Origin of the sequence: Acinetobacter pittii (assembly GCF_034064985.1) — a bacterium.
GTDB classification, from domain to species: domain Bacteria; phylum Pseudomonadota; class Gammaproteobacteria; order Pseudomonadales; family Moraxellaceae; genus Acinetobacter; species Acinetobacter pittii_H.
Genome location: NZ_CP139249.1, coordinates 2,072,995 through 2,084,821, shown reverse-complemented (window position 1 = coordinate 2,084,821; position 11,827 = coordinate 2,072,995). Strand labels below are relative to the sequence as shown.

Here is an 11,827-nt window from a genome sequence, read left to right as displayed (position 1 = left end):
AGCTTGATCAGTCTATAAAGACTATGTTGATACTTAACTAAACCGGCCTTGTCTGATCCAAGACCGCTGAATTTATCAGGTATATCATGACCGAATCTTTTGCAGCCCTCTTTGAAGAAAGTGAATTAAACCTCAACGTTGAAAAGGGTGCAGTCATCCAAGGTGTTGTTGTAAACATCGATAGCGACTGGGTAACTGTTGACACTGGCCTAAAGTCTGAAGGCATTGTTGACCGTGCTGAATTTTTAAATGAACAACGTGAACTTGAAGTTCAGGTTGGTGATACTGTTGACGTAGTTGTTGAAGCTCTTGACAACGGTATGGGTCAAACAGTTTTATCACGTGAAAAAGCTAAGCGTGCTGAAACTTGGACTAAACTTGAAAAAATCTTTGAAGATGGCGAAATCGTTACTGGTGTTATCTCTGGTAAAGTTAAAGGCGGTTTCACTGTTGACATCGGTCCTGTTCGTGCATTCTTACCAGGTTCATTAGTTGACACTCGTCCTATCCGTGACACTACTCACCTTGAAGGTAAAGAGTTAGAGTTCAAAGTAATTAAACTTGATGCTAAACGTAATAACGTTGTTGTATCTCGTCGTGCTGTTATGGAAGCTGAATCTTCTGCTGACCGTGAAGCATTACTTGCTCAACTTGAAGAAGGTCAAACAGTTACAGGTACAATCAAAAACCTTACTGATTACGGTGCATTCGTTGATCTTGGCGGTATTGATGGTCTTCTACATATCACAGATATGGCTTGGAAGCGTATCAAGCACCCTTCAGAAGTTGTTGAAGTTGGTCAAGAAGTTACTGTTAAAGTACTTAAATTTGACCGTGAACGTAACCGCGTATCTTTAGGCCTTAAACAATTAGGCGAAGATCCATGGTTAGCGATCATGAGCCGTTACCCAAAAGGTTCTATCGTTAAAGCTCGCGTAACTAACTTAACTGACTACGGTTGTTTCGCTGAAATCGCTGAAGGCGTTGAAGGTTTAGTTCACGTTTCTGAAATGGACCACACTAACAAAAACATCCACCCATCTAAAGTTGTTCAGATTGGTGATGAAGTTGATGTTATGGTTCTTGAAGTTGATGAAGAACGTCGTCGTATCAGCCTTGGTATCAAACAAACTCGTGCTAACCCATGGGAAGAGTTTGCTAAAGCTCATGAGAAAGGCGAAAAAGTATCTGGTACTATCAAGTCTATCACTGACTTTGGTATCTTCATTGGCTTGAACGGCGGTATCGACGGTTTAGTACACTTGTCTGATATTTCTTGGAACGAGCAAGGTGAAGAAGCTATTCGTCGTTACAAGAAAGGTGACACTGTTGAAGCTGTTATCTTGTCTGTAGACGCTGAAGGTAACCGTATCAGCCTTGGTATCAAGCAATTGAACAGCGATCCGTTCAATGACTTCTTAGCTGCTAACGAACGTGGTGCTTTAGTTAAAGGTACTGTAACTGCAGTTGATGCTCGTGGTGCAACTGTTAAGTTGGCTGACGAAGTTGAAGCAACTCTTAAAGCTTCTGAAATCAACCGTGACCGCGTAGAAGATGCGACTAAATTCTTAGAAGTTGGTCAAGAAGTTGAAGCGAAGATCATCAACGTTGATCGTAAATCTCGCTCTATCAACTTGTCTATCAAAGCGAAAGACGAAGCTGAAGAGAAAGAAGCAGTTGCTAGCTTGCGTACAGCGACTACAAGTCAAGACAATGGTCCTAAGACTATTGGTGACTTGATCAAAGCACAAATGAAGTAATAAGTTAACAAAGTACAGTTTCATGTAACGGAATTGTACTTTTTATACAAATTACTGTAAACGGTAGCCTAGTATTCAACATACTGCGCTACCGTTTTGTATTTAAACAGGTTATTATCGAACGACATAGAGTAGCAATAAATAACGAGGTCGTAGATGACTACTGAAGCTCTTAATAAGTCTGATTTGATTGAACGCATTGCGCTAAAAAACCCACACTTAGCTGAACCTTTGGTGGAAGAGGCGGTTAAAATTATGATTGATCAAATGATAGAAGCACTATCAACTGATAATCGAATTGAAATCCGTGGTTTTGGTAGCTTTGCTTTACACCACCGTGATCCAAGAGTTGGTCGTAATCCTAAAACAGGAAAATCAGTTGAAGTTGCAGCTAAAGCTGTTCCACATTTCAAACCCGGAAAAGCCCTTCGTGATGCTGTAAACGAATCTGGGAAATAAATAAAATTTATAAGTCGGGGTGCCTATGCGTTATATTTTAATTGCATTGCTTATTGTTGTATTTGGCTATTCTTTAGCACTTGTTTTGCAAAATCCAACAGAGCTTTCTGTTGATTTGTTATTTACTCAAGTTCCTGCTATGCGTTTAGGCTTATTATTGCTACTCACATTAGTACTAGGAACAGTGGTCGGTCTTTTACTAGGTGTACAGGTTTTCAGAGTATTCCAAAAAGGTTGGGAAATTAAACGCCTGCGTAAAGATATTGAACATTTAAGAAAAGAACAAATCCAAAGTGCTCAATTAGCAGCAGCAGAAGCAGCTGCAAATGTAAGACATGAAAAAACCGTTGTAGATATTTATCCTCAAGATAAAAATTCTACTCCGCTATAATCCCCGTACTACTCTTTATTGATGAGTAAAGAGTAGTATCTCCCTAATTTAATCTGTTCTTCTTTTATTCTTCTAAATATAAACTCTTTTAGTCTTATCGCTTTTAAATTTGAAAAGCGAGCCTCTACATTCCTTTATTCCTTCATGATTTGTCTATTATAATAACGCTGATTTTATATGATGGAAGAAAGTCTCTTGAGTATCATTGTTGCGTTAGATGCAAAAAGCCAATATGACGCTTTAAAAATTGTTGAACAGCTTGACCCTGCTTTATGCCGCGTAAAAGTAGGTAAAGAGCTTTTTACTCATGAAGGCCCATCTATTGTAAAAAAACTGCAAGAACAAAATTTTGAAGTTTTCCTTGACCTTAAATTTCACGATATTCCTAATACTACAGCTCAAGCTGTTTGTGCGGCAGCTGATTTAGGCGTATGGATGGTAAATGTTCACGCTTCAGGTGGTCGTAAAATGATGGAAACCTGTGTTGAACGTTTAAAAGCAGGTAACTATCAAACTCAACTTATTGCTGTGACAGTACTCACATCAATGGGCCGTGAAGATTTAAAAGATATTGGTTTAGATATTGAACCTGTAGAGCATGTGAAGCGTCTAGCTAAATTAACTAAAGAAAGTGGCTTGGATGGGGTGGTTTGTTCTGCTCAAGAAGCTAAGATTCTTCGTGAATTGATCGGGCAAGACTTCTCTCTGGTAACACCAGGAATTCGCCCAGAGGGTTCTAATGCAGACGACCAAAAACGTATTGTGACTCCAAAGCAAGCTATGCTTGATGGTTCTACACATCTGGTTATTGGTCGACCGATTACTAAAGCAGAAAACCCAACAGAAATGTTGAAATCTATTCTGGCTTCAATTGCCTAAAAATTTAGAAATAAGCTAATTAATAACGGCGCGAGTAGGCTTAATAATAAGCCACTCATCATGGCATGTGGTACATAATGTGTACCACATGACTGTTTTACCATGGCTAAGGTAACGTCCATTGAGGTTGCTCCAGCACTTGAGATAGCAGGGCGTGGAAAACGCCATCCCATCGTATACATTAGAAAAATAGCAACGATTTCCCTAAATAAGTCAGTTAATAAGGCAATTCCACCTAGTTCTGCCGAATGTAATTGCGTAAATAAAATCCCTGACATTGAATACCAGCCATAACCTTGTGCTAAAGCTAAAGTTTCATTAAGTGTAAAATGTTTGTGAAGTAAGTAGTAATTCAAAAAGCCCGCTATACATGACCCTATAAAAGCAGCTAACGGTACAATTAAAATCTTCCAGCTTAACCAAGTGCGGTTAAAGTGGGTAAAGGCAAGTTCAATACCAATTAAGAAAATAAAAAGTAATAATAAATACCAGCTATTAAATGCGATATGTGAGGTGAATTGAGTAATGATAGCGCCGAATAAAACACCGACACCTAGTGCAAAAAAAGCCTTCGCAATGTTCTTTAAAGCATTTACAAAAAGTTGTAGGGAGATTTTTCCTTTGACGCTTTGTTTATCAAAAATTGTATAAGCAAATAAACACGTAAAGAACGAACCAAAAGACGTGGTAAGAGCAATGATAATCGCTGGTGGGAGTATGGCAGAAGGATTCTCGATTTGATCAAGGGCCAATGTTAATTCTAAAGCTACACTCGCTAAGAGAATATAAGAAAAATAGGGAAGTATTTTAAATATAAAGTGTCGGATATTTAGAGATAGTTTTGGAGCTAAAAAATAACCGGAAGCAAGTGCTAAAAATATTTGAATAATGAGATAAAGAGATTGCATATAATAGATAGATTGTTATCAACCTACCTATTATGTCTTGAACATTTTAAGCTGCATAGCTCTGTGAGCTTTTATTTAAAAGTAAGTAATCTTTGGACTTAACTTTACGTGTTTCTAACCAATACTTCCATGTGTAAGTTGGCCATAGAGAAAAGTTCTTTCCATCGGCAGATTGATACCAGCTACTACAGCCACCAGCTTGCCATACAGTTCCTTGAAGCTGCTTTTGAACACGTTTATTAAAAGCATCTTGAACTTCCGGTTTGATCTCGATTGCTTTTTGACCAGATTTTTCTACAAGTTGAATAAGCTGTAAAATATAATTTACTTGAGATTCAATCATAAAAATAATCGAATTATGTCCTAAAACAGTATTTGGCCCGACGAGTTGGAATAGGTTAGGAAAATTCTTGGTCATTATTCCATAATAACTTTCTGCACCATCTTTCCAAGCTTGTTTTAGCTCGATTTGATTGCGTCCAATACAGGTAAAATGTTTTAAATAAATACGTGGGTCAGTAATAAAACCTGTACCGTAAATTAAACAATCAATAGGACGTTCTTTACCATCTTTAGTGATAATACTGTTTTCTTTAATCTCTTGAATGCCATCAGTGACTAACTCAACATTTTTTCGATTAAAGGTAGGAAAGTATTTATTTGAGATAAGAATACGTTTACAGCCCATAACGAAGTCAGGTGTGAGTTTTTTTGCTAACTCTTTATCTTTAACTTGAAAACGGATGAATGCTTCTGCCAATTTTTGGCCATACTTCATGATTTGAGGTTGGACAATGGGTACAACGCGAGATTCATTACTCCAGTAAAGGCGACTACGATGAATTTGGCGATAAATATTTGAAGATTTGAATAATGCTTTACTTAAACTTGAATATTTGCGCTCATCTCGTGGTATGACCCATGCGGCCGTTCTTTGAAATACATAGAGCTGTTTAACATCTTTAGCTATTTCAGGAATATATTGGATTGCACTGCCGCCCGTACCAATAGATGCGACTGACTTTCCGTTTAAGTCATAGTCATGTTCCCATTTTGAGGAATGAAATACTTTTCCTTTGAATTTTTCAATCCCTTTGATAGGAGGAATTTGTGGGATGTGTAGGGGGCCTGAGGCAAAAACTACAAATTGAGCTTCTATAGAAGGTTGGTCCTTAAAATCTAGAGTCCAGACATGACGTGTTTCATCATATTGGACATGAGTTACGTCGTGCTTAAATTTACAGTAATTTTTAATTTTATATTTTTCTGTAATACTCTGAATATATTCAAAAATTTCTGGCCCTTCAGCATAGCGTTTTGTCCAATCTGTTTTTGGTGCAAAAGATAATGAATACATATGAGATTGAACATCACATGCTGCACCTGGATAACGATTTTCTCGCCAAGTTCCACCGACATCGTTTGATTTTTCTAAAACAACAAAGTCGTGCTGTTGATTTTGTAGTAAACGGATTGCCATAGCTAGGCCACCAAAGCCAGCACCAATAATAGCGATTTTAGTTTTTTGAATAGCATCTTGCTTTGTGTTTAGCATTGGAAACCCTGCATAAGCTGAAAAGAGGATTGCACGCAAGACTAACGTTTTTTAATCAGTTTAAACATGATTGTATCGACGTGAAAATTGATAGATTAGGCAATTAATTTTCTTGCTTCTTTATAGTAAAACATTTCAGTCTAAGGAAATTGATAGAAGAATGAAACGGTCGATACTTGGTTTAATCTATTTAATTCAAGGAATGCGCAATGCTGGCATTGATGTCGACTCACGTTTGGCCGATATAGGTATTAAAGTCGATGCTTTAGACCCGAGTTCCACAATTCATGATCGCCTTGAATGGGACATTCAACAAATAATTAGTAAAAATGTAGAGCCTGAAAAGGGTTTATTTATTGGACAGCATTATGCTTTAGCGGGTTACGGCCCATTGCTTATGCTGCTTGTCACAAGTCATGATATTCAAACTGCTTTAAATAAAGGTATAAAATATCAAAAGCTTACGCACTTATTTGGTAGCTTAGCTTTATACGAAACTGATGAGCGCACCATTCTAAATTATTTGCCTGTTGATTTGAAAACTGAAATTGGTCAGTTACGGGCACAATGCGAAGTCTCGGGGACTTATAAGTTTATTCAAGATATTTATACGATGATGGGATTACAAATGCCTACGATGCGTATAGAACTTCCATTCGAAAAACCTACTGATTTAGATACTTTGTCACGCTATTTTGCATATTATGGCGAAGATGTGCATTTTAATAGTAAATATGCGGCGTTTAGCCTAAGTAAGGATGTACTTGAAATCAAGATTCCTTCTGCCGATATCATTACACATCGTATTTATGAATCAAAATGTATTGCAGAAATAACAAGATTAAATCAACAAGATCATCAAACTCCACATATCATACAATGTGTACAAGATTATCTTGAGTTGCAACAAGGAATTATCCCGAGCATGGCAGAAACGGCTTTTGCATTGAAAATGCCTGAAAGGACATTAAGGCATCAACTGCAACAGCTAAATACGAGTTATAAGCAAATTCGTGAACAAATTATCAAGAATAAGGCATTGAAGCTTATGGAATATAGGGAATACTCAATAGAGGTTGTTGCCGAATTACTCGGCTATTCTGAACCAGCGGCATTTAATCATGCTTTTAAACGATGGTTTGGGCAGAGTCCTCGACAATATGCAAAAGAGTCATCGTCGTAACTCTTGATGCTAAAAGCTAATGTGGTTGAACAAAATGTTCGCTATACTCTCATCAGTTAAAATTGAAATAAAACGATATGTTAAATTTAAAATCTTCTCATAGTACTGCATTCACTCCTTCTTCCCCAGCAGAACGCTATGCTGAGGCTTTAGCTTCAGGCCAATTTATGGCAGATGAAGCGCAAGCACAGGCAGTGCAAGAATTAGATCGCGTATGGAAGGAGCTTTTAAACCGTTATAAAGCCTCTAAAAAAGCTTTCCGTCGTTTTCGTCGCCAAACTTCACCTAAGGGTGTATATATGTGGGGCGGAGTAGGCCGTGGAAAAACTTGGCTGATGGATCAATTTTACGAGTCTGTACCATTTCGCCGTAAAACACGTATGCATTTTCATCATTTCATGCAACATGTTCATAAAGAGCTAAATAAGCTTTCAGGCCAACGTAATCCGCTTGAAATTGTAGCTGACCAAATTTATAAAGATGCTGTTGTTATCTGTTTTGATGAATTCTTTGTCTCAAACGTAACAGATGCAATGATCCTGAGTGATTTATTCCAAAAATTATTTGTCCGCGGTGTGACGTTAATTGCAACATCAAACATTGCACCAGATGGCTTATATAAAAACGGTATTCATCGTGATCGCTTCTTACCAACAATTGAAATGGTTAAAAAGAACTGTGCTGTTTTAAATGTAGATGCGGGTGTGGACTATCGTTTGCGTGTACTAAAACAGGCTCAATTATTTAAATCACCATTAAGTAATGAAGCACAAAATTGGATGTCAGAGCGCTTTAATGCATTAACTCACACCCAAGCTCATTCTAAAGAGCCGATTGTGATTAATAATCGTGTGGTTGAGACGCTCGGACATACAGAAGATGTGTTGTGGTGTGAATTCTCTGAACTCTGCTTTAAACCACGTAGCCCAGCAGATTTTATTGAAATTGCGAATATTTATAATACGGTTCTAGTGAGTAATGTTCCTCATTTGACAGATTTCTTATCAGAAGGTACTCGACGTTTTATTTATCTAGTTGATGAATTCTATGATCGAGGTGTGAAATTACTTTTAACTTCTCAAGATAGTATTATTGATATTTATCAAGGTGAAAAATTAGCATTTGAAATTGAACGTACGCGTTCGCGTTTACTCGAAATGCAATCTGACGAATATTTACATTCCGAACATCGTCATATTGATGATACTAAAAACGCATAAAAAAATAGATATGAAAAGCGCTCTAAATAGAGCGCTTTTTTTACAACAAAAATTGATAAATTTAGTTAAATAGTGCTTTTTCACACTGTAAAGTTTGATATAACTAAATACGCTTTAGAAAAACAAGATAGTGAAATTTTTGTCTGTTAACAAAAAGTCTAGTTTCAGTATCTTTAAATATTGAATAAATTGATGGGAATCCTAGTTAGAATTTTAATATTTCCTTTATAGAAAAATTTATCTTTGTCAATAGTTTTGCAAGGGAAAATGCTTACTATTTAGGAATGTGATATTAGTATTCAGCTTAATTTAAATCGGTATACTAGGATTCTCTTGGTATAAAAAGTAGCAACTTCAGGAAAGACAATGACTGCACGTATTCAAAAAGGCAAGTTAGCAATTGCTAAAGAACTTTACGATTTTATCGAAAATGAAGCTTTACCAGGTTCTGGTTTAGATAGTGAAACTTACTGGAAGAACTTTGAGCAAGTTGTTGTCGATCTTAGCCCAAAAAATAAAGCATTATTGGCTAAGCGTGATGAATTACAAGCAAAAATTGATGAATGGCACCGTAACAACAAATTTGAATTAGGTGCTTATAAAGCGTTCTTAACTGAAATTGGTTATTTATTACCAGAAGTTGAAGATTTTCAAATTACTACTGAAAATGTAGATGAAGAAATTGCGTTATTGGCAGGACCACAGTTAGTTGTACCTGTACGTAATGCACGTTATTGCTTAAATGCAGCAAATGCCCGTTGGGGTTCTTTATATGATGCACTTTACGGCTTCGATGTAATTTCTGAAGAAGGCGGAGCTGAAAAGGGTAAAGGATATAATCCTGTTCGTGGTGCAAAAGTTATTGAGTTCGCTAAAAATTTCTTAAATGAAGTTTTCCCGCTTGCTCAAGGTTCACATGCAGATGCAACAAAATATGCTATTGAGCAAAATAAACTCGTTGTAACTTTGAAAGATGGTTCAAAAACAGGTTTAGCTCATGAAGCTCAGTTTGTTGGTTTCAATGGTGAAGAAGCAAATCCTTCAGAAGTGGTATTATTAAGTAATGGTCTTCATGTCATTATTGAAATCGACCCATCTAGTCCAATTGGACAAACTGATTCTGCAGGGGTTAAAGATTTAACATTTGAAGCGGCAGTAACCACAATTCAAGATTTGGAAGACTCTGTTGCGGCTGTGGATGCAGAAGAAAAAGTTGAAGGTTACCGTAACTGGTTAGGTTTAATGAAGGGTACACTTCAAGAATCTATCGAAAAGAACGGTAAAACGATTGTTCGTGATTTGAATAAAGATCGCGAAATTAAAAACTTAATTGGTGGTACAACAAAACTTCATGGTCGTTCACTTATGTTACTTCGTAACGTAGGTCACTTAATGACTAACCCAGCTATTTTGGTAGACGGCGAAGAAATTTTTGAAGGTATTATGGATGCATTGGTAACTCCATTGTTATCAATTGCTGATATCCGTAGTACAAACGAAAATAAAAACTCTCGTAAAGGGTCTATGTATATTGTTAAGCCAAAAATGCATGGTCCTGAAGAAGTTGCGTTTGCTGTAGAGTTATTTGAACGTGCTGAACAGGCGATTGGATTACCACCTAAATCGTTAAAAATCGGTATTATGGATGAAGAGCGCCGTACATCTGTAAACTTGAAAAACTGTATCGCTGCTGCTAAAGACCGTACGATCTTTATTAATACTGGCTTTATGGACCGTACGGGTGACGAAATCCATACTTCTATGGAAGCTGCGCCAGTAGTTCGTAAAGAAGCTGTTAAAACACAAAAATGGATTGCTGCTTACGAAAACCGTAACGTTGCAATTGGCTTGAAATGTGGTTTACAAGGTAAAGCACAGATTGGTAAAGGCATGTGGCCAAAACCAGATAGCATGAAAGATATGTTAGCGACTAAAGCTGCACATCCAAATGCTGGTGCTTCATGTGCTTGGGTTCCATCTCCAACTGGCGCTGTACTTCACGCGATGCATTACCATCAAGTGAATGTAAAAGCACGTCAAGATCAGTTAAAAGCTGAAGAAATGTTGTCATTAGATGACTTGTTAACCCCTCCATTTGCACCAGAAACAAACTGGTCAGCGGAAGAGATTAATAATGAGCTTGAAAATAACTGCCAAGGTATCTTAGGTTATGTTGTTCGTTGGGTTGACTTAGGTGTAGGTTGTTCGAAAGTTCCTGATATTAACAACGTGGGTTTAATGGAAGACCGTGCAACTTTACGTATTTCTTCTCAACACGTTGCGAACTGGTTACGTCACGGTATTGTGACTCGTGAACAAGTTGAAGAAGTGCTTAAACGCATGGCAAAAATTGTTGATGAGCAAAATGCAAATGACCCATTGTATAAACCAATGGCGGCTAACTTTGAAACAAATATTGCTTTCCAAGCAGCTTCTGATCTTATCTTCAAAGGTTGTGAACAGCCTTCTGGTTACACTGAGCCGTTACTTCATGCTGCTCGTTTGAAGTTAAAAGGTTATACAGGTGATTAATTTCATCCTGTTTTGAAAAAAGCCTCTTCGGAGGCTTTTTTATTTGAAAGAATAAATTAAATATATGACTTAATTGTTACTTACAATTCCAATTTTAGTTACACCTAAACGCTGTGCTGTAGCCATGACCATCGCTACATTTTTATATTCAGCCATCTGGTCTGGTTTGAGTTTGATCTGGTCTTGATCTTTTTTAGCAACAACACCTTGAAATAAAGTCTCCAGTGCCTTTCGGTCAGAAACCTCTTGGTTATTCCAAAATACTTTGCCTGCTGCGTCAATTCTTACATCAATCACTTCAGGTGGCTTTTCATTTGTTGGAGGCGGTGTGCCGTTTGGCAAATTAATATTAATCGCGTTGTTTGGTGCAGGGATGGTAATAATGAACATAATAATAAGTACCAACATGACATCAATAAGAGGCGTCATGTTAACTTCCAACATCACATCGTCATCATTATTTGAACCGACATTCATACCCATAAAATTCTCCTTAAGTTAATTACGGGGAAGCTGGAGGGGTAGTAACAAAAGCAATTTTGCCAATACCAGCTTCTTTGGTCGTACTAATGACCTGATCTATCGCTTCAAAATGGGTAAGTTGATCACCCCGAATATGAACTTCTGGCTGAGGCCTTTTTTGTGCAACTGCTTGAAGTTTTGCTAACAATATTTCTTTACTAGGCACATAACTTTCGTTCCAGAAAATATCGCCTTTTTTATTTACTGAGAGTTGAATATTTTCAGGCGTGGTTGCGTACGGCGTATTTTTTTCTTCTGGTAGTTTCACTGGAACCGTATGTGTGACTACCGGAATAGTAATAAGAAAAATAATAAGTAAAACCAACATGACATCAACCAAAGGCGTCGTGTTAATTGTGCCAATCATTTCGTCATCATCTTCAGAACCAACACTCATACCCATAATGTTTGCTCCCGA

11 protein-coding genes are annotated in these 11,827 nt (G+C 37.2%); 7 read left to right on the top strand and 4 right to left on the bottom strand.

The features are described 5' to 3' along the window. Nucleotides 1-86: 86 nt before the first annotated feature. The 4 genes from rpsA to pyrF all read left to right on the top strand — a co-directional run bounded on the left by rpsA (nt 87) and on the right by pyrF (nt 3,489). Nucleotides 87-1,760 (top strand): 30S ribosomal protein S1, encoded by a 1,674-nt coding sequence (gene rpsA / locus SOI76_RS09895; RefSeq protein ID WP_002121348.1) that lies wholly within the window; start codon nt 87-89, stop codon nt 1,758-1,760. 156 nt (nt 1,761-1,916) lie between these two features. Then, nucleotides 1,917-2,219 carry an integration host factor subunit beta gene (gene himD, locus SOI76_RS09890; protein WP_002121337.1) on the top strand — a complete coding sequence of 101 codons (303 nt, stop codon included), beginning with the start codon at nt 1,917-1,919 and terminating at the stop codon, nt 2,217-2,219. 25 nt (nt 2,220-2,244) lie between these two features. Then, complete coding sequence (locus SOI76_RS09885; protein ID WP_016141186.1) at nt 2,245-2,610, top strand: lipopolysaccharide assembly protein LapA domain-containing protein; 366 nt, start codon at nt 2,245-2,247, stop codon at nt 2,608-2,610. Between the two features lie 180 nt (nt 2,611-2,790). Beyond that, complete coding sequence (pyrF, locus tag SOI76_RS09880) at nt 2,791-3,489, top strand: orotidine-5'-phosphate decarboxylase (RefSeq protein WP_086375780.1); 699 nt, start codon at nt 2,791-2,793, stop codon at nt 3,487-3,489. Here the strand turns inward: pyrF and SOI76_RS09875 are convergent. Together SOI76_RS09875 and SOI76_RS09870 are read right to left on the bottom strand one after the other, a co-directional pair. Continuing rightward, a complete protein-coding gene (locus SOI76_RS09875; RefSeq protein ID WP_032053810.1) occupies nt 3,486-4,397 on the bottom strand; it encodes a lysine exporter LysO family protein in 912 nt (303 codons plus the stop codon). The genes pyrF and SOI76_RS09875 overlap by 4 nt on opposite strands. A gap of 46 nt (nt 4,398-4,443) precedes the next feature. Then, nucleotides 4,444-5,991 (bottom strand): flavin-containing monooxygenase, encoded by a 1,548-nt coding sequence (locus SOI76_RS09870; RefSeq protein WP_104079550.1) that lies wholly within the window; start codon nt 5,989-5,991, stop codon nt 4,444-4,446. 121 nt (nt 5,992-6,112) lie between these two features. Between SOI76_RS09870 and SOI76_RS09865 the strand changes: the two genes are divergently transcribed. The 3 genes from SOI76_RS09865 to glcB all read left to right on the top strand — a co-directional run bounded on the left by SOI76_RS09865 (nt 6,113) and on the right by glcB (nt 10,887). Beyond that, nucleotides 6,113-7,135 carry an AraC family transcriptional regulator gene (locus SOI76_RS09865; RefSeq protein ID WP_205668407.1) on the top strand — a complete coding sequence of 341 codons (1,023 nt, stop codon included), beginning with the start codon at nt 6,113-6,115 and terminating at the stop codon, nt 7,133-7,135. Nucleotides 7,136-7,212: 77 nt separating this feature from the next. Continuing rightward, entirely contained in the window at nt 7,213-8,355 is a 1,143-nt protein-coding gene (zapE, locus tag SOI76_RS09860; RefSeq protein WP_104079551.1) for a cell division protein ZapE, read from the top strand. 366 nt (nt 8,356-8,721) lie between these two features. After that, entirely contained in the window at nt 8,722-10,887 is a 2,166-nt protein-coding gene (glcB, locus tag SOI76_RS09855) for a malate synthase G (RefSeq protein WP_031948190.1), read from the top strand. Between the two features lie 69 nt (nt 10,888-10,956). On the opposite strand, the gene SOI76_RS09850 is transcribed toward glcB, so the two are convergent. Both SOI76_RS09850 and SOI76_RS09845 read right to left on the bottom strand, forming a co-directional pair. Continuing rightward, entirely contained in the window at nt 10,957-11,370 is a 414-nt protein-coding gene (locus SOI76_RS09850) for an ExbD/TolR family protein (RefSeq protein ID WP_104079552.1), read from the bottom strand. A gap of 19 nt (nt 11,371-11,389) precedes the next feature. After that, entirely contained in the window at nt 11,390-11,812 is a 423-nt protein-coding gene (locus SOI76_RS09845; RefSeq protein ID WP_002118000.1) for an ExbD/TolR family protein, read from the bottom strand. Between the last annotated feature and the right edge of the window lie 15 nt (nt 11,813-11,827).